Source organism: Leptolyngbya boryana PCC 6306 (genome assembly GCF_000353285.1).
Lineage (GTDB): Bacteria > Cyanobacteriota > Cyanobacteriia > Leptolyngbyales > Leptolyngbyaceae > Leptolyngbya > Leptolyngbya boryana.
In genome coordinates this window covers 1,825,976-1,846,347 of the sequence record NZ_KB731324.1, presented here as the reverse complement: position 1 = coordinate 1,846,347, position 20,372 = coordinate 1,825,976, and the positions used below count along the sequence as shown (strand labels likewise).

Genomic DNA, 20,372 nt, shown 5'->3' with positions numbered 1-20,372 from the left:
GAATGTGAATGTTGATGTAGACATCTCTGTACCGATCGTACTACCCGCAAGTGATAGGAGGAAGAGGGAATAGAACATGACGAATGAAATTGGTAGCGCAAACTCTAGTGCTGCCGATTTCATTCGTCGTTTAATCCTGATATCAATCGGACTTCTTAGGTTTACCTTTCTTGTTTTTCTTGTTTAGTGGCGCAGGTTTACCTTTCTTCTTCGGTGGCGCGGGTTTGGTTCTTGTTATCGGTCTTCTAATTTCGAGAATTTCAAGCTTCGGCCGGGTTTTTGGTGCTGCATAGCTGCTTTCCCCAGTGAACTTACAAGAGATAATCATCGCTTGCGTTTGTCGATCAACGTAGTAGAAATCGCCATAACCATTTCTGAGTTCTGACACCGAAATTCGCATCTCATGAGCGACCGAGTATTCATCGGGTAGGAAAGTCATGCGCTGAATGACTCCGACCAAGATGGCAAGCTTCAACCGTGTATGATCATCGAGACTATTAGACTTTTGTTTTTGCTTCTTGCGATGCTCTAGCCAGCAATGATGAACTTGCCAGGGATGCCCCAAATCATCAAACAAAACCGAATCACCATAGCCATTTGTGTGATAGTAAACCAATGCACCGCACCACCAACAAGAAGTACGTTTAGTCTCTGCGGATCTCAATTCCGGGCTGAGTGTTCTTTGAAGCGTGGCTTTGTAGGTTGATGACTGCGGAAGCGGTGATGATAGATTAAAAGAAGTGTTCGATCGAGAGAATCCACCGCTACCACCACCTGTGTCACCGCCCCAACCACAACTACAGTCTGGCGGATGATTCCATGCGTTACACATTACGTATGCTTCAACTCTATGTATCGAAGATTCCCCTGTCTGCTATCGGCGATTTCTGCACGATTAGTGGGATCTCCGAATAAAAGGCGATACGGAACCGAACAATTTAGGGGCGATGTTGAAACGATCGAATCATTGGAAATTGCAAGGCTTTTTGTTTAATTCAACGGTAGTGTTCTAGATATGTGGATATATGGCAGAATGAAAACGATGTGTTAGAGGGCTGAGTCGAGATGGTCCTAGAACCTGTTCAATGTCCCGATTGCCAGAGTGTGGATGTCGTTAAGCATGGTCGCAGTGCTGCTGGAAAACAACGGTATTGTTGCCGTAACTTAGAGTGTTCGAGACGATCATTTATCTTGAACTTTAGCTATCGAGGACGACTGCCTGAAGTCAAAGCGCAAATCAGCGACATGGCAATCAACGGCAGTGGTATTCGTGATACCGCCAGAGTGTTGAAGATTAGCCCAACGACTGTGATTGAAACGCTGAAAAAAAGTCAAGTCAACTTGAACAAGTAAACATAAGTCTGCTCGAACAGCACCAACCGGATAACACTGCAGTCATGGTCGTCAGAGTCGAGGCGGCGGAGATGGACGAGATGTGGAGTTTTGTCGAGTCAAAGCAGCATCAACGATGGTTGTGGCACGCGATTGACCATCAAACTGGAAAAGTCCTTGCCTATGTGCTAGCCACCCATGAAGACTCAGCTCTTAAGCAACTTCAGCAACTGTTAGCTCCTTTTTCGATTCAACGGTTTTACACCGATAGTTGGGGAGCTTACTTGCGATTGCTAGATGAGCAGCACCATACGGTTGGCAAAGCCAACACACAGCGCATTGAGCGGAAACATCTAACTTTGAGAACTCGGATCAAGCGGCTTGCCAGAAAGACGATCTGTTTTTCCAAGACTGAGAAGATGCATGATACTGTGATTGGATTATTCATCAATCGTCATGAGTTCGGGCGAGCAGTATAACGTTATGCCCACACATCTAGAACACTACCAAATGACTGAAATGTGATGTTCTCAGTTTTTGGAGAACGACACTTACGCGGCTCGATTTTCCCAAGGCTGGCTGTGATTTTGCTCTTTCATCCATTGAAACGATACTAAATTGATCAACAATCCCAGCACAAATAAAATCAGCATGAGGAAGATCTGATACCAGAGAATTGGCGACACGAGTAAATCTGCGAGTAAATGCAAGAAATTCGATACCGTGTAGAGAATGGTGAAGCCAAAATGGAGTTTCCGATAGCGTTTTGAATCCAGAAACAGAGTCGCAACGATCGCGAACATAGGCAAGACAAAAAAGCCTAACATTGCCCAAAAAATTGGTGTAACCTCTGCGATATCTTTCGCCTGAGATTCAGCAACACTCAGGTCATGGAAAAGTGGCATCAATCCAAGATCAGTATGAAAGAGCAGCCCGAGCAAGAAAACAAGCCAGAGAATGATGATTTTCACCGGATGCGGAATTGCTGTCCTTGTTTGCGTGATCATAAGATTTAAATTGTTTTATTTTTTTCAAGGTGTAGCGACAGAGCGTGCTAGGGCAATGCGACCTGTTATCCTAACATCAAGAGAGTCTTTGAACCAGTAGGAATCAAAGATGATTTACTACAAGACTACAACTAATGTGCCGACGATAATCAGCAGCACTCCTAGAAATATTTTGAGCGTCAGGGGTTCTCCGAGAAAAAAATGTGCGAAGAGAATCACCCAAACCAAACTGGATTTGTCGATCGCCACAACCGATCCAGTCGTGCCAAGCTGAAGCGCCCGAAAGTAGAAAATCCAGGATAATCCGGTTGCGATACCCGAACCCACTAAGAAAATTAAGGCTTTCTGAGGAATATGCAAGACTTGTTGCAAGTTGCCTTCACGAATGACAATGCCCCAAGCGATCGCGAGAATAATCACCGTCCGAATTGCTGTTGCCAGATTTGAGTTGACTTCAGCCACGCCAAGTTTCGAGAAGATCGCAGTTAATGCCGCGAACAGGGCTGATAGAAGCGCCGGAATCAACCAGGCGAGTTCATGATTGAGCATGGCTGAATAGTCTCTGACACGAGCAGAGAATGATTTAACTTATGTGGTTAATCTTAAACAAGATGCGCTAAATGCCCGAATCAGGTCTGAAAATTGTAAGTTGCGCTCCATGAGTACCATATGTCCTCCGGGAGACAGTACGCTGAGTTGTGCTTGAGGAATAGCTGTACTCATACGCTCACTGGCAAAAGGGCGTGTCGCAATATCAGATTTACCAACGACAACGAGCGTCGGTACTGCGATCGTCGATAAAGTATTAGTTTCATCAAATCTCAGCATCGCAAGCACTCCTCGCGCCAATACACCCGGAGATGCTTTGATTCCGATCAAACTAGAAAAATTAAGCTGTCCCCGTGTTTCTCTGCCTGTAAATCCAGAAAGTTCAGTTGTGAGTAGCGTTGTTCCGTTCAGATAGCTTAACCAACTCATCACCCAGAGAACTGGAGATAGTGCGATCGTAAGGTAAAGCAAAGGTTCTAGTAAAGGCTTTTGCAGTGCTACTAATAGCCGATTCAATAAAGCTGTTTTGAGAGGATTTGTATAAGTGCCATCGACTAGAATTAAGCCTGCGACTCGCTGCTCTAGATGTTCAGAAAACAGGCGGCAAAACGTTAGCAGAATCATCGCCCCCATACTATGCCCGAGTAAGATAGCAGGCTGATCCCCAACTAACGTTAATACTGCTTCCAAGTCACGCGCATACTTTTCTAACGAGTAGTCTCGATTCTGGGGCTTCTTAGATTTACCAAGCCCTGGCAGATCCCAGACGATGACTCGAAACTGCTCAGCAAGTTGCTTTTTCGCGTAATACCAAACCGTGCTATCGGGACCCCAACCATGTGTCAAAATCAGTGGAGGCGCATGTTCAGACCCATAAAACTCAACATTGATTTCACTGCCATCGGGTCGTTGTAACCGTTGAACTCGCTCACTTCGGAGTGGACTAGGCTCATCTCGTCCAGGACGGCGAAGAAGTAAAATGGGCAGCAAGCCGAGAAATGACCAGGCGAATAGCCCAATACTCAGATACAACCAGCGATCGCTAATCAATTCACCCTGATACCATTCGTAAAAAATATAAGCGCCACTTCCCAGAATCGCGACTGTCACCAAATTAGACAAAAAACGTAGTAAAAAGTCGAGGGGCATGAACATAATAGGATTCGGCTACTTAAAGTAGTAGATTCAGATAGTGCTGAGCTTAAAGAACAATTGAAATAGACGTAACCCTCTGAAGTTAGAACACAATTTTTCCGAATAACATAATGATGCAATCCTGACTGTAAATAACCTCAGTTCGGGTTAACGTTTGGGTGGCTGGCGAATGGAATTCGCATCGACACAGGGGCAAAAACTCTTATCCCGAATTCACGTTAAATACTCTCAGAAAGATGAACCGACCACAATTCATCCCCAAGACGGTAATATTTCATTTGCAGAGATGATTTATTCTCTTTGAAGTACAGTACTACAGCCCTCTAATCTTTATGGAATTTCAGGAACTTCTCAACAGAATCGTCATGCAAGGCTTGCCTGAGGAGTTTTCTAGCTTTTTCTCAACTCATTTATTTACTTTTGGGGGAAAGCAGTTCTCGATGGGATCAGTTATCGAATTGCTTGTCCAAGTGATTCTGGTGCTGGTCATTTCTAATTTAATTAAACAGCTTCTAAAACAGCGAGTCTTTCCGGGATTTGGCTTAAATATTGGAACCCGAGAATCGCTGTCTACGATCGTGAGTTATGTGATCACGATTATTGGTTTTTTTATTGTTATTGAAACGACAGGCATTAATCTGAGTTCACTGACGGTGTTTGCAGGTGCGATCGGGGTTGGGTTCGGACTCGGCTTGCAAAACCTAACAAGTAACTTTGTCAGTGGCATTACCCTTCTGCTTGAGCAACCTGTTAAAGTTGGCGACTACATTGAAGTCGATCACTTAGCTGGCATTGTCGAAGAAATTTCGATTCGCAGCACCACGATTCGGACAATCAATGGGGTATATGTGATTGTGCCGAATAGCCGATTTTTGGACAATAACGTCGTGAACTGGAGCTATCGCAGCTCAGAATGTCGCATTGTTCTGCCCGTGTCTGTTGTGGATGAAAGCGATTCTTTAGCAGTTATGGAAGCTCTACTTGCAGCATCGCGTCAAGAATCGCGCGTTTTAAGCTCGCCTCTACCCGAAGTGTACTTTAAGGGGTTAGATGCTGAGAATTCGATGTTACGGTTTGAACTGCTCGTTTGGATCGAGAGACCGATTGAGATGGAGTCAGTTCAGAGCGCACTACGATTTTTAATTGAAGCTGAGTTTCGCGATCGCGGAATTGATACGAAAGCAGCGCCAACTGATATCGTGTTCAACCATTTGCCAATTTTGGTGCAACTCCTCAATCAAACGCATCAAAATGGCTCAGTTCCAGAAATTACAACTTCTGACCAACCGATTGGCGGGTGGCTTTTGCGAGATTTGCTCAAAAAAGTGAGCTATTTTCAGAACTGTTCAGACGTAGAACTTCGCCAGGTGATTGAAAAAGGGTATCGTCAGAAGCTAGCAGCAGGTCAGGTCATTGCGCGCGAATCTGATCCAGGCGATGCATTTTATCTCATTCTGTCCGGTGCAGTTGAAGTGGTCGTCGAATCGATCGATCAGCAAGTTGCTGTCCGCCGAGCAGGTGAATTTATTGGAGAGATGTCTTTATTGCTCGGCACGCCGCGGACTGCTACACTCCGCACGATCGAAGATACGATTCTATTTGTTGTCGATCATGATAATCTACATAGCTTATTGAGACAGCATCGCACGTTAGCCGACCAAATTGCTGAAGCGCTGTCTCAGCGACAAGAATCGCTCAGAAGTTTAGGAGTCGCGGTCGTAGAAGAAACAAAAGAAGAAACAACGTTTGAACAGATTCGCAAACGGATTCGATCAATTTTTGATCTTTGAGGCATTGCTCCTGAGACCGAATCAATTGGTCAATGCTACAAATCAATTTGGGATGACACAGTTCATATCACAGCCCCAACTTGCAAGATCTGACACATCAACCCTCATCTCGATCGCAATCTCCCTGATTCATGCCGTCTCTAAAAGGCAATTTCACCGTAAATGTTGCCCCTTGATTGACTCCTAGACTTGCTGCTTCAACAGTCCCTCCATGCAGTTCAACGAGATAGCGAACTAATGCTAACCCCAATCCCAAACCGCCATAACTGCGCGTGAGTGTACTATCTTCCTGCCGAAATCGATCAAAAACATACGGCAGAAACTCAGGATGAATGCCTTGACCCGTATCGCTGACTTGAATTTGAATACCGTCATCCACTCGGGTTAAGGTCACGTTTACCCTCCCTTCAGCAGGCGTGAATTTCACGGCATTCGAGATCAGATTCCATACAATCTGCCGCATTCGATTTGGGTCGCAGAGGACTTGATCGATTTGGGGATCAAAATCCGTGTGAATGTGAATTCGTTTCGCTTGGGCTGCCGGGCGAATCGTGCGAATTACTGTTTCAATCACGCTTGCTAACCGAGTTGGAGAAAGCTGTAACTGGAGCCGACCTTGCGCCAGTCGCGCCATATCCAGTAGATCTTCAAGGATTTGGGCTTGGGCTTCGGCATTCCGTTCGAGGGCATCAATGCCTTGCGCAACCGTATCAGGCTTGAGCGATCGCGATCGCAATAAGTGAATCCAGCCGAGTACAGAATTGAGCGGTGTGCGAATTTCGTGTGACAAAATCGCGAGAAATTCATCTTTCATGCGATTGGCAGATTCTGCGCGGACACGGGCAGTTTGTTCTAAGCGAAATAAGCGATCTCGCTCCTCTTGCAGTTGCCGATGTTCTGTAATCTCAAAACTCACGCCACTGATGCGGACGGATCGCCCTTTTGCCGTGTAGAAACAGCGTCCCTTAGACGCAATCCAATGCACACTTTGATCGCCCCAAACGACTCGAAACTCGTCGTAGTAGTCTTGTTGCATCTCGATCGCATCATTCAGATGGTGCTGCACCAAAGCTCGATCGTCGGGATGAATACAGCATAGAAATGCTTCATAAGTTTCCTCAAAGCTCTCAGAGGCAATGCCAAATAGCTGCTTTTGGTACTCACACCATTGCAGTTGATTCTGTGCAATATCCCAATTCCATCGCCCCAAGTGAGCCGCTTCCTGTGCAAGCTCTACCCAGGTTTCATGATCTTCAACCACGGCTTCCGCCTGCTGATAATCTTGACGAATACGAGTAAGCAGTGAAACGCTCCAGCCAACGAGCAGCGTAAAGATTAAGGCAGTTTTAATCGTCAGAAATGACAAATGAAACAGAGTATCTCCTGGCGCTTGAGGTTGTCCCCACAAGGTCACGAATGCTTCGAGTACCGAGAGCGCGATCGCGGCGAGCAGCAGTTGGCACACCATGCCTTCACTCGACCCATCACTAATCTGCATCACCCGCATTACTGCTTCATCTAAGTGCAACGCCTGAATTCCTGCACTCAACACTAAAAACGTAAATGCGGTTGCCAGTGCCATCGTCGAAACAGGATGAGCAGGCGGCAACCCAATCGGATGCACATTGTTGAGTAACGCATTGACAGCAATGAGAGCGGTGATCAGCGTGAGCGCTTGAGCTAAGCGATGAAATCCTCGCTCAGGTCGGCTAGATAACAAAAGAGCGTTTCCAATCAAGACAAAGTTCAGCCCAGTACTCAGCGCGATCGGATAAGGTGCACTCCATGCCTGAAGATGAAAAAAGAACGCCATATGATCAAGCTGCCAGGTCAATCCAGCTTCACTGAAGCTCAAAAAACCAAGCAGAATCACAGCGATCGCCAGTACTGGCGAGATCCAACGGGCAGGCGAAGCTTTAGAACGCCAGTGCAAGCATCCGAGAGATATCGCCGCTGCAATAAATGCGATCGCGCTTTTGATACTCATAGGGGCAAGATCGTTTGCAAAGCTTCCTGTCAACAAAGGGCGATGCAGTTGCCAACCGAGTAAGACAAGCACAGCGATGAGGAGCACGATCGCACTACTCAGCCCAGAAGCCCGCTGAAAGAGCTTCGTCAAATTAAGATGAGCAGTGTGATGCAGCGGGGAAAATATCATAAGTTCTCTAGCAGCGCGAGGACCTCATTTTGAGGGAATATGCTTACTAGATTAAGGCGCGTCTCAGCATCCTCAATCCATCGGGAAAAGGAGCTTTGATGCAAATAGCGTCTCTCTTACGGAACGATTGCGCCGACTATCCCAAGTGAGCCGGGAGTAGCGAGAGGGAGGTCATCAGCAAAAATAGAAGAGATGTGATGGTTTCAAGTGTAGCAATAGATTGAATTCGAGCAGTGCGATACCAATCTTGCTGAGCCAGCAAGATCGCAAATTTGCATAAAGCAATCACAAATGCCGCAGCCGTCAACGGAGCAAGCCAACCTAACCCCCACAGCCCAAGCACGATTCCAGTCGCGATCGCATAATACAAACTACTTGGAACAATTGTCGGTGTTTTCGACTTGCGAAACTTAACCGTAAAAATTGTGCCAGCAAAGAACAGGGTATTCAGGAGCCATAATCCTATGCCTGTCATCGAAAGAGTCCCAGTCGTAGCAATTAGGGCAAACGGAGCCGATAAACACACTGCCGCAAAGGTGATCACTTCGTTGAAGATTGATTTTTGTTCTCGCTGCCAGACTGAAATTGCATCAATGAAAAATGCAGCGATCGCACCCAGATAAATCCAGAGCAGCATCGAATAATTGAGCAAAAGTAAAACCGCGATCGTCATTGCAGCGATCGTGTAAATACTTCCCCAGAGACAGAAGCGCAATTTCAAGCTCTTGCGCTGTTTAATTTGCATCGCCCAAGGATGCTCTGCTTGAAATCCACAAAAAGCACAGACGAGAGCCAAAGTTGTTTCGTTTGTCCAAGCTTGTGCGGCGGCTGCGCCCGTCAGAAAAGAGACGAACAAGACAACATAGACTCCATGCTCTGGAGAAAAAGTCGGACGATACCATTGTTGCGAAGACGATCGAGGCGAAGTTAAGTTAGATGACAGTGACACTGGATCATCTCCTATGTGAAACGGTTGCGCTATGCTCATTCTGACAAACTGCTGCAAGCTCTGAATATTCGCCGATGAAAGCCACGATCGAGCAACTTGCCAAGGTTGCGATATTTGCACATCTCAACCCAGAACAAGCTGCTCAATTGCTACCGGATGCAAACGTGCAGCATTATCAAGCTGGTGAAATGATTATGCAGGAGAACGATCGTCTCTCTGCTACCCTGTATGCGCTGATAGAAGGCAAATTGCGAGTTGTAAAGACAGCAACGACCGGGAAAGAAACTCTACTGCGGATTTTGAGTACTGGAGATTTTTTTGCGGCTCCTGCCCTGTTCGGTAACGCTATTGCACCTGCAACGGTGATTGCAGAAAGCTCAGTGCAAGTGCTAACGGTGAAACGCGAAACCTTACTCAAAGCAATTCAGATGACTCCAGAGATTGCCCTCAGTATGATGGCAGTTTTTAATCAACGTCTACAACAACTCCACGAAACGGTGCATGGTTTAGTGTCTGAACGAGCGATCGTGCGGCTGGCTCGATTGATTCAAGACGCTGCCACCGAGCAGCAGATGAATCTTACACAGGAAACTGAGGTTAATCTGCAATCTCACTATCACATGGCTCGAAGAATTGGCATTACTTACGAAGAATGCGTTCGGTTATTTAAACAGATGCAGGGGATTGTCTCCTACCGTCGAGGCGGAAAAATTACCATTCTCAATCAACAAGCCTTACACAGTCTTGCTCATGGCGAAGTTGAGCTATAGGTGCAAAAATGCCAGATTTTCTTCGGCTCGCACTGCATGACGGGTATTCGGCAACATGTGAATCAATACCCCAGGCTCCATGACGATTTCGCGTCCTTCTAGGGTAAATGTGCCCCGCCCTTCAATCACCACCAGCGAAACCGTGCGCGGAGCCGTATGCTCGGCAAGCTCAGTTCCTGCTGTCAAACACAAGAGCGCGATCGCGGGTTGGGTATCTTTGACAATCGTTTTTCGAGTCACACCGGGTTTGCTGTAATCAATCCACTCTTTGAGTTGAGTGCTAAAGGATGGAGAATGGGTTGAAGTTGTCACCATGATCTATGTTCCTCTACTCGTTCATTACAATCAATCTGATAGGGAAGTGGAGAAGTGGTGAAATACGGAGCAATCCGAGTCTAGGCTCCCCCCATTCCTCTACGTCCCACTCCGCAACATGAATGCGGTTGACTATTACTATGCCGCAGGCTGAGAAAAGTTTCTATGAGCTAGCTCATTCTGAGCAATATTTTCAAGAGAGTTAAGGCTTGAGCAAGCGGATCAGCTTTGAGAGTAATTCCAGCGGATCAATTGGCTTCGTAATGAACCCCTGGAAACCGGATGAAATCGCTTGCGCCTCGTCTTCTATCTGAGCATATGCCGTGAGTGCTAGGGCGGGAATTTCTCTGGCTTGTGGCAGCGATCTCACGCGGCGAATAAATTCAAAACCATCCACTTGAGGCATCCCAATATCACTGATAATCAGGTCGGGTTGTTTTTGGCAGAGGAAGTCGAGCGCATCGATCGCTGAAAGTTGAGCAGTCACGATCGCACCATATTCTTCCAGCAAAAAGCGCAATAGTTCTAGATTGTCTTGATCGTCATCCACGACCAGAATATGCAGTCCCTTTAAAGTGATTGTGAGATTAGCACTCGGTTGAACTTCTGAAGCGAGGACTTCGGCTGGCGCTGAAATAACAGGCGCGATCGCTGGAGATGCGTTAAGAGGCATCGGGGCAAGATCTGCTAGATCATTCGGTGCGCTGCACTGCAAACAGTTCGTGTGGTATGGAAATCGCACCATAAAAGTTGTGCCTTGTCCGATTCCAGGGCTTTCGACACTGACTGTACCACCGTGCAGTTCCACCAAATGCCGGACGATCGACAGCCCCAATCCTAACCCACCAAATCGGCGGGATGAACTACTATCTGCTTGTCGAAAATGGTCAAACACATGCGGCAAAAACTCAGGCGCGATCCCAATTCCCGTATCAATGACGCGAACTTGAGCAGAACGAATCCCATTTCGATGAATGAAAATCGATGACTCGACTTTGATGCGTCCGTCTTCGGGCGTGAACTTCAGAGCGTTGTTGAGCAGATTCCAGAAGACTTGCTGTAAGCGATCACCGTCTCCAAGCACAGGCAACGCCGCAGTGTTATCCACTTCAATTTCGATGCGTTTGGCTTGAGCGGTAAACTGCACCGTCTCGATCGCATGAGCCACGACATTTGCTAAATCTAATGGCTGTAATTTCAGATGCAGTTTGCCTTGAATCACACTAGAGACATCGAGGAGATCATCGACTAAAGCAATTTGCTGTTTGACGCTACGTTGAATAATGTCGAGTGCTTCAGCCGTTTTCGCAGGGTTGAGCTTGTGATCTTGCATCAGCCGCGTCCATCCCAAAATTGGAGTCAGTGGCGTTCTGAGTTCGTGAGACAGCGCAGCCAGGAATTCATCTTTGAGCCGATTGGTGTGCATGAGTTCTTCAGTTTGCGCCGCTAAGACATCTTCGAGCTGTTTACGATCGGTGATGTCTGTATTGGTACCAAACCAACGCAAGATATTGCCTTGCTCATCTCGAATCGGAATGGCTCTAGAGAGAAACCATCGGTATTGTCCATCCTGACCCCGCAACGGAAACGTATCTTCCCAGACTTCACCCGTTTTAATTGCGTGGCGAAATCGCTGAGTCACCCGCTCGATGTGATCGGGATGTTGCACAACCTGTCGCCCCCCGTCCTGCATTTCTTCGAGCGTAATCCCGGTGTACTCAAACCATCGCTGGTTGTACCAAAAAACTGAACCACTCGCGTCTGCAATCCAGGCGAGTTGAGCAATGTTATCTGCCAAGGTGCGAAATCGAGCTTCGCTTTCTCGCAGAGCTTGCATGGCTTGCGTTTGCCGAATCAACGCCCAAAAACGTGCTCCCACAGATTGCAAGAGTCTGACCTCATCCGATCGCCACTCTCGAATCGCGCGGGAATGCACCGTCAGCGATGCGACCCAACGCCCAGACTCAATACAGGGAACTCCAATCAAAGCCCGAATCTGCCGCTCCAGCAAATGATGAGCAATGGGCACCGTGCTGCTGTGCGTTTCCACATTGTCAACGACAAGGGACTGACCCGCTTGATAGCACTGGATAATCTCTGGCGGAATGTACTCCGACAGTGAATAAACGCCTGCGATACTTTCGAGATCTGCTTGCCGCCAATCTTGCCGAATCGTCGTGATTCCCGCTTCTAAATCAACGCTATGTAACAGGCAGCGATCGACGTTGAGATAATGACCTAAACAACTCACAATTTCCCACATCATCGCTTCTGGCTCAGAGCACTGACGCAACTGAGCATCGAGATGATTGAGGAAGGTATCGTTGAGTTCAGCCAGTTTGCGATCGTGAATATCAGTCGAAGTGCCATACCATCGCTGCAATTGTTGACGATCATCGAAAACGGGCACTGCCCGCATTAAAAACCAGCGATACATGCCTTCTGTCGATCGTAATCGTCCTTCAAACTCAAAGAGTTGCTGTGTTGCTAGCGCTGTTTCCCATTGAGCGGAGGCAGAGGCTTGGTCGTCTGGATGATAATGGCTAACAATGAGAGTCTGATCATGACTTTGTTCTTGGCTCAATCCTGAATAGTCGCACCATTGCTGATTCACATATTCAAGTTCTCCGTGAGCACCGCATATCCAGACAAACTGCGGCATTGAGTTGCTGAGTTGCTCTAACTGCTGCTCTTTGTCACGCAGCGCAATCTCTGCTTGCTTGCGCTGCGTGATTTCTTGAACTACCACATTGATGCCGATCGGTCGTCCTGCTGCATCTCGGAGTGGATACAAATCTTCGAGCCAGGTTCGCTGAACGCCAGGTTGAGCAGCCGTTTCACCCATAATCTCTAGATTCAGCAATGGTTCGCCCGTCTCTAGCACCCGGCAGAGTAATGGTTCTGCGTCATCTGCAAGATCGGGGACAATCTCTCGAACTGTCCGACCGAGATGATCTGCGATCGACAATCCATTGATTTCGGCTAAGCGTTGATTGATCCGAGTAAAGCGCAAATCCCGATCAAAAAGACCTAGCCCAACCGGAGCCGTATCGTAGATCGCCTCAATTTCGGCGAGTTGTCGGCAAATCGTTTCCTGAGTTTGGGCGCGTTCTAGCTGCTCCTGTTTACGATCGGTGATATCCAACGAAATGCCGCGCAGCAGTGCAGGATTATCAGAAGCGGCTCTGGCTCGGCTAAACATCCAGCGCAATCCTCGTTCTGGATGGTGATAGCGGTACTCAAGTTCAACGGCATTCAGTGTCGTTCGCTGCTGCACAACGGCTTGGATAGTCGGCAGATCCTCGGCATGAACTTTTGACATAAACGCTGTCAGCAAATCTGTCTCCGTCGATGCAACGCCAAAGAGAGGATAGCAAGGGTGTGACCAAACGATTTTTCCCGTCTGAACATTCCACTCCCAAGTGCCCGTTTCCGTCACCATTTGTGCAAGCTGCAGCCGTTCTTCACTCGAACGTAACTGATCGAACGATCGTCTGCGATCGCGATCCATTCGGTTGAGGGTATCAGCATTTCGCCCCACCAGTCCCAACGATGCAGCAATGAGCGTCATCACCATCAGCGACACCGCAAAATTTGAGTCATACCATCCTGCCTTTTGCCCCTGCAAAATTAGCCAGCCTAGGATGACCAGAATCACAATTGCAGTCGGAATAAACCGTCGTGCGACAACGCCCCCGACGAGCGGACTGGTGAGCGATCGCATCACTCCTTGTTCGCTTTTGAGTGCCAGCATTCCGATCGTTAAAATGCCAAAGGTAAGTGCAGTATGCAGCGCCATTCCGGTCGTCAACCTTGGGGATTGATAAAAGACTTGCACCTGATAGGCATACCCAATCACAGCTTGTAGGGACATCAAACCGACCGCGATCGCAAGGAGTTGAGCAACAATCAAGCGATTTATTTTGCCGCGCTCCTCAGTCATCTGGGCAGGCTGACTCAATAGCCAAAGTGCGATTCCGATCAGAGCGAGATCGATCGCTGTATTCACCCCCATCCGACCCGGATATAACGTTTCAGCAGCATCGGGTCGTGCGTGAAAGAGCAGTTGATCAATACCAAGATCCCACCCGAAGCTATACTGACAGAGGGTCAGAAAAGCAATGATGGTAGCGACGATCGCACAGCCTTGCGCGGCTCGAATCGTTCGCAAATTGTACCGTTGTCGAGTTTGGAGTCCGAGGGATAATCCAGCCAAGAGCAGCCCGATCGCGGTATTTGCCTTCATCGTGCTCATACCGGGAAAGAATTCTTTCAAAACCGGAATATCAAAGCTCCAGCCTAGGAGGACGAGACAGGCAACTGACATCGTGATATGACTAGCAGCCCGTGCTACCCGTTGATGGAAGTGGTGGCTGGAGAAAAACCAGCGTCTTAAGGCTCCTAGCAAGCGCGATCTCCGCATCCTCGTTTACCTTCTCAACCTAATTAAATCCATTATCGTAGCGACCAAAAGTTTTGGTTCTACAGGTTTGTCAGGTGGCTTTGAAATCCAGCTTACAGCGGGTGCTCTAGAGTTGCACTTTGTGCTCAATGTTCTTCATAATTTGTGTTAAGCGGGGAGATTAAAAGTGATCACTGATACACATTCATCCGCTCCACTTTGAAATCTACTTTCAAACCCTTGAAAGCCCTCAGCAAAATCGCTCAGGGCTTTCAAGGGTTTAGTTTCATATAGATCCAAAAGACAATGAGTATCCGTTGGATTGGTTAGGCATATCGCTAAAAGAGAATGGTTAAGTTCGCTTCCGCGTTTTCTTTAAGATGAGGTCAATTTAGCATTGTCTGATGGGGGAGCAGATCTATCCTTTGGGGGAAGAGTAAATCTCAGAGAGAAATAGAATCAGCGATGGTATCTTGTCCCTAAGCGTGATGCGATTTGCTCAGTCTCCATTGCACTGCTCCAATCTCAGAGCTTCAATCGACTCCTATTAATTACTGAACTAATCCTGCGCGTAATGCTCGAACTGCAATTTGAGTACGATCGCTCACACACAGCTTGTTGAGAATATTGCGAACATGAGTCTTGACGGTTCCAACGGTAATGTAGAGCCGCTCTGCGATTTCTGCATTACTGCGTCCATCTACAATCAAAGTCAAAACATCAAGTTCGCGAGCTGTGATGGGATAAGTCGAGATGCTTTGGCTTTCTTCTTCAGACAATCGATTGATCGTCACGGTTGAAGCCGGGGCTGAAGTTGGGCTGTTTGTCTGGACTTGTTTTAGCACAATCTTCGCGATCGCTGGATCAATCCATCCATGTCCCTCTGCCGTTAATGCCACCGCTTCGCTTAAACGATCACCACTAATATCCTTCATGCAGTAAGAATCTGCACCTGCTGCGAATGCTGCTAGTACAACTTCTTGATCATCTTGCATCGTCATGATCAAAACTTTTGTTGGAGAAACACCTGCTTCAGCTTGCATCGCTCTCAACTGCTGCGTCAGTTCGACTCCATTCATATCCGGCAGACCGATATCGACGATCGCGACATCCGGATGAGTCTCTTGAATTACTTTTAACCCCGATTTTGCATCTCGCGCTTCTCCAACCAGTTCAATGTTGCCATGCTCGCGCAGCATTGCCCGGACTCCAAACCGAGTCAGATCATGATCTTCTACTAAAACAACACGGATTGATGGCATCGCTTGATCTCCAAAGAATTCAACAAACAGGGGTAGACCTCAGAAAATAAGTTATTTCAAAATGCTGATTGATCTATCTGTAGAAAAGTTTAGAGGAAGAGCGCGCGAATCTCTGTCTGCCCGGAGAATGACTTTTAGATAAGAACTTCGAGAACTTTCCGCCCCCTAAAGGTATAACCTAGATTTATTCCTCTCGATAGATTCTAACGGGATGAGGCAATTTTTGAGTTCTTGCATGTAGAACGTTACAAACTCAAATGCTGTCCTACTAGAAGTAGAAGTAAGGATCGACACTGATAGGTGAACTACAGATAACCTAGCTCTCATAGCGGCTACATCTGTCCAATCTAGCCTGGATTAATCATTTCAATCTTGCGAACCGTAAACCATTAAAACTCCTGACTTTGTGTCGAAACGTTTCACGGTTTTACTCAGTCAAGCGATCAGAACAGAAACTTTAGGACAGAAAGGAAAAGGAGCAGTTGCGAAGGGAGTAGAGTTTGAGATGGCTTCGATGAAGGCTTGTTTGCGATCGAGAATAAATTCACTGTAGTCAGCTAAGTCATCAATTCCAACACAGGTCAGCGCAACTTCTGAGACTGCCCAAATTGCAACTTGTACAAAGAGTGTTTTCCATCGCAGTTTCATTGTCTTGCCTCCATGAGTTGATCACGTTAGGTCTGGCATCCACTCTCTTTTAACGTGAGTTCGACGAGGGAAAGTAGCGCAAAAGAAAAGCTGAGACTACGTTTGAAAGAGTAATCAAAATCTTTCGAGTCTCAGCTTATGGAACCTATCGTATCGCGCCTCGACCTGACAGCTTTGTTCTGCGACGTAGACGACTTCTGCCAGACCTTTGAATGGGCATGGGCACACCAGCCCCAACTGCCGTCGATGCCTGGAGAGAAACGCAGTCGTTCCCGGTTGCGCTTGAGTGAAGTGATGACCATCGTGATTGCCTTTCATGCTTCTGGTGCAAGGACATTCAAGGATTTCTATACCCTGACCGTTCTACCGCATTGGCGCAAAGCGTTTCCGAATTTGGTGAGCTACACCCGATTTGTGGAACTGATGCCTTGGTGCTTGATGCTGTTGTGTTGCTTCCTGATGACCCGACGCGGCGAGATGACGGGGATTGCCTTTGTCGATTCCACTCCAATTGAGGTGTGCCATCCCGCCCGTGCCCACAGTCACAAGGTGTTCAAACATCAAGTGGGTTGGGGCAAAAGCTCAACGGGCTGGAAGTTCGGCTTCAAGTTGCATCTGATCATCAACGAACACGGAGAACTCCTGGCGTTCAAGCTGACTCCTGCCAATACTGACGACCGTGCTCCTGTGGCTGAAATGACCGAAGGCATCTTCGGCAAGCTGTTTGGAGACCGGGGCTATATCTCACAGAAGTTGTTTGAGGAACTGTACGAGCGCGGCTTGAAACTGATCACCAAACGCAAGCGCAATATGAAACAGAAGCTCGTCACGCTGATGGATAAGATTCTGCTGCGAAAGCGTTCCCTCATTGAGTCAGTGAATGACCAATTGAAGAACATTTGTCAGATTGAGCATTCTCGTCATCGCAGTTATTGGAATTTTCTGGTCAACCTGATGGCCGGGTTGATTGCTTACACCTATCAGCCCAAGTTACCGTCGCTCGATTTGCAACCGAAAGGGTTGCCTGCTTTGCCTCCTGCCATCTTTTAGCGTGTCGAACTCACGTCTCTTTTACGCTTTGCTCGATCGAGTTATGCAGCGCATTTTTCGCAGATCCACCTAGAAACCCGATCGCAACTTTTGGGCATACCGAGAAAGTCGCGATCGTTTCATTTGCCCCATGAACATCCTCATGCTCTCGACCACGTTCCCCTATCCCCCCACCAAAGGCGGAACTCAGGTACGAACTTTCCATTTACTGAGATATCTCCATCACTTTCATTCCGTTACCGTTCTCACTCAACGAAGTGCTGATGTGAGCGATGCGGACATTGCTGCACTGCGAGAACATGTCAGTGAATTAGTCGTTTTTGACAAACCTATTGATCGCTCAAATAAACTGCAACGATTCGCGAATTTTCTCATGGAAGGCACGCCGCCTAGTGTGCGATCGAACTATTCCCCTGCGATGCAAGCCTGGATTGATCAACACATTGATAAATTTGATGTCATCACCTGCGAACACAGCGTCAACGAAGCTTACATCCGTCCTGAATTTCGGCATAAAGCAGTCGTCAATGTGCATAGTTCAGTCTATGGTTCTTGTCGCAATCAATTGCAAACCGGGACTTCTGAGCATGAACTGCGCGATCGCATCAATCTACCCTTGCTCAAACGCTATGAGAAACGCTTTTGCAGCAAATTCTCACACATTGTCGTTACGACCGAAGACGATCGCACCCAGCTTCAAAGTTTTCATCCAAACGCTGCAATCCGTGTCATTCCGAATGGCGTTGATTTTGCTGAATTTCCTTATCGCACAGCCGATCCAGGCGGACATCACCTGATCTTTATTGGTGCGATGGATAACTTAGCCAATATTGATGCAGCAAAATATCTCACGTTGGAAATCCTGCCGCAAGTACAAGCAAAATATCCAGATACCACCTTATCTCTAGTTGGCGCACGACCAACTTCAGAAGTTTTACAACTGCAAGATCGAGCATTTGTCACTGGACGGGTCGAATCGATCGCTGAACATTTACACTGTGCAACAGTCTGTGTGATTCCGATGCGAACCGGATACGGAATCAAAAATAAAACATTAGAAGCAATGGCAGCCGGAACACCGATCGTATCAAGTGATCGAGGGCTAGAAGGATTGCAGTTTAGCCATCCAATGCGCGCATTACACGCCAATACGACCCCTGAATATGTCACCGCAATTTCCCGGTTATTTGACGATGCAGCGTTACGATCGCAACTTTCAGAAAATGCACGATCGCTCATTGAAACCGAGTACACCTGGGAACGCGCCGGACATCAATATTTACAAGTCTTAGAGGAGATTCTAAACAGATCAAAAGATTCTGGGCTTACGGGGTGATTTTGACCCAAAATTCTATTTCAGGGCAGATCAGACCTAAGGCAAGAATCTTTAGAGCATCCTCTTAGAAAGGAAATCGCGCGCAAACTCAGAGACGCATATACCATTCAAAGAAGGGCAGTTTTTTACAACGCATCAGTTTTAAGAAGCTATGAAAAAAATCGGGGCAGTTCCTTGGAAATCGGTCGGCTCATTTTTAGCGATCGCCAGCGCAGCAGGATGCGTTGTCACCAGCATTTGGCTGAGTACAGAATTCATCATGGATCCAAAATCGGTTGCATGGATGAATCGCTATTTGCCCGATGATGCACAAATCCCCATCAGCGCGTGGGACGATCCAAAATCTCTAAAAGAAGTTCAAGCCGATCTGCGAAAAGCGGGATTATATGCAGGCGAGGTCGTTCGAGTCGAAACTGTCAAGCAAGGCAAACCAAAACAAATCGATATACTCATGCCTGTTTTTCGACCACAAGCGGATCAAGACGATCGCTTAGTCGAACTTCGGGCTTACCGCCTTGTCAAAAATTCCACTGCCCGCAAGCCAGAAGCACTACAATTCGTCAATCAAATCGAAGTGCGCGAGATGCGAGAAGATTTTGTCACCGAGCCACTGGTGCGCGCACGGGCGATGAATCCTAGTTCCGATCGCGAATTGCCGTTTACCAACGTGCAGCGCCTTGAGGATCGTGCCCCCCAGAACGGCATTTGGCTGAATGTTAATGGCAAACTTCAACAGGGGGATAGCTCGATCGCATATGGTCAAGTTATCTACTACAACCCGATAACCACGGCAATGAGCGCGATGCTGTCTTGGACAAGCCCGGATGGCGAACTCCCCACTTGGCAAGCTGTCCCGAAGGGGCGACCCGCCGAATTTGTGGTGAATCAAACGGTAGGATTGGAACCCGATTTTCAGGTGTATCAACTGAGATCAGTCAAACGTAAAAATATCCCCTTTCAACTCCAGCCAATTTCGCTCAGCCAACCTGCGATCGCCAATGGAGCTTTCACCGATGCACTCTTTCTCGCACGCAGCGGATTGTGGTCAAATGCCTCGGAATACTTGAAATCGGTCAAACGTCGAGTCGGGTCAGCCTGGACTCCTGCGGCTCAAGCTCAGATGGATTTGATCGATCGACATGCGAAAATTACCAAAACTCAAGCCGATCAACCTTGGGCAAATGTCAGCCAGCAAATCCTAGCAAACTTGCTGGATGGACGCTGGGACAGAGCCGCTCAGGTGATGGAAAAATCCTCGATCGATCATCCTGAAGTGCTAGATGTGCTCAAATACGATCCCGGACGCGTTCAAAAGCGAATTAATGCAGCGCTTCAATTTAATCCGTCGCGATCCGAAGTACAGATGTGGGGCGCACTGAGAATGGCAACTCAGCAGGGCAAACCCAATGCGATCGCGTGGCTGAAAAATCAACCCCTCGATTCGAGCGCCCGCCGTGCCCAAACCCTCAAGATGATCAACCAACTGGACGCGATGACGTTCGGCAACCTCATGCCCGCCGATGAACCAGCTAAAACTTCTCAAAACAAGAAAATATAGATGAGAATATTCTCAAGTTTTAGTAGCATCTGATAAGTTTTACAAGCTGTCATCGTCCTAAATAAAAGCTTAAATTTAATCACATCGATCG

The 20,372-nt window shown here is 47.5% G+C and carries 17 protein-coding genes; 6 read left to right on the top strand and 11 right to left on the bottom strand.

Annotated features, from left to right (window positions below; all coding sequences use genetic code 11):
• Positions 1 to 142: 142 nt before the first annotated feature.
• Positions 143 to 832 (bottom strand): hypothetical protein, encoded by a 690-nt coding sequence (locus LEPBO_RS36590; protein WP_017287251.1) that lies wholly within the window; start codon positions 830 to 832, stop codon positions 143 to 145.
• Positions 833 to 1,065: 233 nt separating this feature from the next.
• Here LEPBO_RS36590 and LEPBO_RS45590 point away from each other — a divergent pair.
• A protein-coding gene (locus LEPBO_RS45590; RefSeq protein ID WP_455565126.1) for an IS1 family transposase occupies positions 1,066 to 1,811 on the top strand; the annotation gives its coding sequence in 2 pieces (ribosomal slippage) (positions 1,066 to 1,321 and positions 1,321 to 1,811; 747 coding nt in all).
• A gap of 72 nt (positions 1,812 to 1,883) precedes the next feature.
• On the opposite strand, the gene LEPBO_RS0109115 is transcribed toward LEPBO_RS45590, so the two are convergent.
• From LEPBO_RS0109115 to LEPBO_RS0109105, 3 genes are all read right to left on the bottom strand, one after another.
• A complete protein-coding gene (locus tag LEPBO_RS0109115) occupies positions 1,884 to 2,339 on the bottom strand; it encodes a hypothetical protein (protein WP_017287250.1) in 456 nt (151 codons plus the stop codon).
• Positions 2,340 to 2,456: 117 nt separating this feature from the next.
• Positions 2,457 to 2,888 carry an EamA family transporter gene (locus tag LEPBO_RS0109110; RefSeq protein ID WP_017287249.1) on the bottom strand — a complete coding sequence of 144 codons (432 nt, stop codon included), beginning with the start codon at positions 2,886 to 2,888 and terminating at the stop codon, positions 2,457 to 2,459.
• Positions 2,889 to 2,927: 39 nt separating this feature from the next.
• Complete coding sequence (locus LEPBO_RS0109105; RefSeq protein WP_197693283.1) at positions 2,928 to 3,998, bottom strand: alpha/beta fold hydrolase; 1,071 nt, start codon at positions 3,996 to 3,998, stop codon at positions 2,928 to 2,930.
• A gap of 377 nt (positions 3,999 to 4,375) precedes the next feature.
• Here LEPBO_RS0109105 and LEPBO_RS0109095 point away from each other — a divergent pair, with 377 nt between their 5' ends.
• Positions 4,376 to 5,833: a mechanosensitive ion channel domain-containing protein gene (locus LEPBO_RS0109095; protein WP_017287247.1), complete on the top strand. Its 1,458-nt coding sequence runs from the start codon at positions 4,376 to 4,378 to the stop codon at positions 5,831 to 5,833.
• A 97-nt stretch (positions 5,834 to 5,930) separates the two neighbouring features.
• Here LEPBO_RS0109095 and LEPBO_RS39920 read toward each other — a convergent pair whose 3' ends face one another.
• Positions 5,931 to 7,991: a sensor histidine kinase gene (locus LEPBO_RS39920; protein ID WP_017287246.1), complete on the bottom strand. Its 2,061-nt coding sequence runs from the start codon at positions 7,989 to 7,991 to the stop codon at positions 5,931 to 5,933.
• 136 nt (positions 7,992 to 8,127) lie between these two features.
• Positions 8,128 to 8,940, bottom strand: coding sequence for a YwiC-like family protein (locus tag LEPBO_RS0109085; RefSeq protein ID WP_225885707.1), 813 nt, complete (start codon positions 8,938 to 8,940; stop codon positions 8,128 to 8,130).
• Between the two features lie 74 nt (positions 8,941 to 9,014).
• Between LEPBO_RS0109085 and LEPBO_RS0109080 the strand changes: the two genes are divergently transcribed.
• Positions 9,015 to 9,710: a Crp/Fnr family transcriptional regulator gene (locus tag LEPBO_RS0109080; protein WP_017287244.1), complete on the top strand. Its 696-nt coding sequence runs from the start codon at positions 9,015 to 9,017 to the stop codon at positions 9,708 to 9,710.
• On the opposite strand, the gene LEPBO_RS0109075 is transcribed toward LEPBO_RS0109080, so the two are convergent.
• The 4 genes from LEPBO_RS0109075 to LEPBO_RS36575 all read right to left on the bottom strand — a co-directional run bounded on the left by LEPBO_RS0109075 (position 9,705) and on the right by LEPBO_RS36575 (position 16,337).
• Positions 9,705 to 10,025 carry a cupin domain-containing protein gene (locus LEPBO_RS0109075; RefSeq protein ID WP_017287243.1) on the bottom strand — a complete coding sequence of 107 codons (321 nt, stop codon included), beginning with the start codon at positions 10,023 to 10,025 and terminating at the stop codon, positions 9,705 to 9,707. The genes LEPBO_RS0109080 and LEPBO_RS0109075 overlap by 6 nt on opposite strands.
• Positions 10,026 to 10,227: 202 nt before the next feature.
• Positions 10,228 to 14,448, bottom strand: coding sequence for a PAS domain-containing protein (locus tag LEPBO_RS39915; RefSeq protein ID WP_081614728.1), 4,221 nt, complete (start codon positions 14,446 to 14,448; stop codon positions 10,228 to 10,230).
• A gap of 530 nt (positions 14,449 to 14,978) precedes the next feature.
• Positions 14,979 to 15,689 (bottom strand): response regulator, encoded by a 711-nt coding sequence (locus LEPBO_RS0109065; RefSeq protein WP_017287241.1) that lies wholly within the window; start codon positions 15,687 to 15,689, stop codon positions 14,979 to 14,981.
• 435 nt (positions 15,690 to 16,124) lie between these two features.
• Positions 16,125 to 16,337, bottom strand: coding sequence for a hypothetical protein (locus LEPBO_RS36575; protein ID WP_017287240.1), 213 nt, complete (start codon positions 16,335 to 16,337; stop codon positions 16,125 to 16,127).
• A gap of 138 nt (positions 16,338 to 16,475) precedes the next feature.
• On the opposite strand from LEPBO_RS36575, the gene LEPBO_RS0109055 reads away from it, so the two are divergent.
• Complete coding sequence (locus tag LEPBO_RS0109055; RefSeq protein ID WP_026148520.1) at positions 16,476 to 17,387, top strand: IS982 family transposase; 912 nt, start codon at positions 16,476 to 16,478, stop codon at positions 17,385 to 17,387.
• Between the two features lie 10 nt (positions 17,388 to 17,397).
• On the opposite strand, the gene LEPBO_RS43315 is transcribed toward LEPBO_RS0109055, so the two are convergent.
• Positions 17,398 to 17,592, bottom strand: coding sequence for a hypothetical protein (locus LEPBO_RS43315; RefSeq protein ID WP_172410448.1), 195 nt, complete (start codon positions 17,590 to 17,592; stop codon positions 17,398 to 17,400).
• Between LEPBO_RS43315 and LEPBO_RS0109050 the strand changes: the two genes are divergently transcribed.
• Both LEPBO_RS0109050 and LEPBO_RS36570 read left to right on the top strand, forming a co-directional pair.
• Entirely contained in the window at positions 17,518 to 18,723 is a 1,206-nt protein-coding gene (locus LEPBO_RS0109050; protein WP_071596149.1) for a glycosyltransferase family 4 protein, read from the top strand. The genes LEPBO_RS43315 and LEPBO_RS0109050 overlap by 75 nt on opposite strands.
• A gap of 151 nt (positions 18,724 to 18,874) precedes the next feature.
• Positions 18,875 to 20,281: a hypothetical protein gene (locus LEPBO_RS36570; protein WP_017287237.1), complete on the top strand. Its 1,407-nt coding sequence runs from the start codon at positions 18,875 to 18,877 to the stop codon at positions 20,279 to 20,281.
• The last annotated feature ends 91 nt before the right edge of the window (positions 20,282 to 20,372 follow it).

Bases quoted from the DNA above. Each gene is read 5' to 3' on its own strand.
- LEPBO_RS36590 (WP_017287251.1), bottom strand. From the start codon at position 832: ATGTGTAACGCATGGAATCATCCGCCAGACTGTAGTTGTGGTTGGGGC.
- LEPBO_RS0109115 (WP_017287250.1), bottom strand. From the start codon at position 2,339: ATGATCACGCAAACAAGGACAGCAATTCCGCATCCGGTGAAAATCATC.
- LEPBO_RS0109110 (WP_017287249.1), bottom strand. From the start codon at position 2,888: ATGCTCAATCATGAACTCGCCTGGTTGATTCCGGCGCTTCTATCAGCC.
- LEPBO_RS0109095 (WP_017287247.1), top strand. From the start codon at position 4,376: ATGGAATTTCAGGAACTTCTCAACAGAATCGTCATGCAAGGCTTGCCT.
- LEPBO_RS39920 (WP_017287246.1), bottom strand. From the start codon at position 7,991: ATGATATTTTCCCCGCTGCATCACACTGCTCATCTTAATTTGACGAAG.
- LEPBO_RS0109080 (WP_017287244.1), top strand. From the start codon at position 9,015: ATGAAAGCCACGATCGAGCAACTTGCCAAGGTTGCGATATTTGCACAT.
- LEPBO_RS0109075 (WP_017287243.1), bottom strand. From the start codon at position 10,025: ATGGTGACAACTTCAACCCATTCTCCATCCTTTAGCACTCAACTCAAA.
- LEPBO_RS39915 (WP_081614728.1), bottom strand. From the start codon at position 14,448: ATGCGGAGATCGCGCTTGCTAGGAGCCTTAAGACGCTGGTTTTTCTCC.
- LEPBO_RS0109065 (WP_017287241.1), bottom strand. From the start codon at position 15,689: ATGCCATCAATCCGTGTTGTTTTAGTAGAAGATCATGATCTGACTCGG.
- LEPBO_RS36575 (WP_017287240.1), bottom strand. From the start codon at position 16,337: ATGAAACTGCGATGGAAAACACTCTTTGTACAAGTTGCAATTTGGGCA.
- LEPBO_RS0109055 (WP_026148520.1), top strand. From the start codon at position 16,476: ATGGAACCTATCGTATCGCGCCTCGACCTGACAGCTTTGTTCTGCGAC.
- LEPBO_RS0109050 (WP_071596149.1), top strand. From the start codon at position 17,518: ATGAACATCCTCATGCTCTCGACCACGTTCCCCTATCCCCCCACCAAA.
- LEPBO_RS43315 (WP_172410448.1), bottom strand. From the start codon at position 17,592: ATGGAAAGTTCGTACCTGAGTTCCGCCTTTGGTGGGGGGATAGGGGAA.
- LEPBO_RS36570 (WP_017287237.1), top strand. From the start codon at position 18,875: ATGAAAAAAATCGGGGCAGTTCCTTGGAAATCGGTCGGCTCATTTTTA.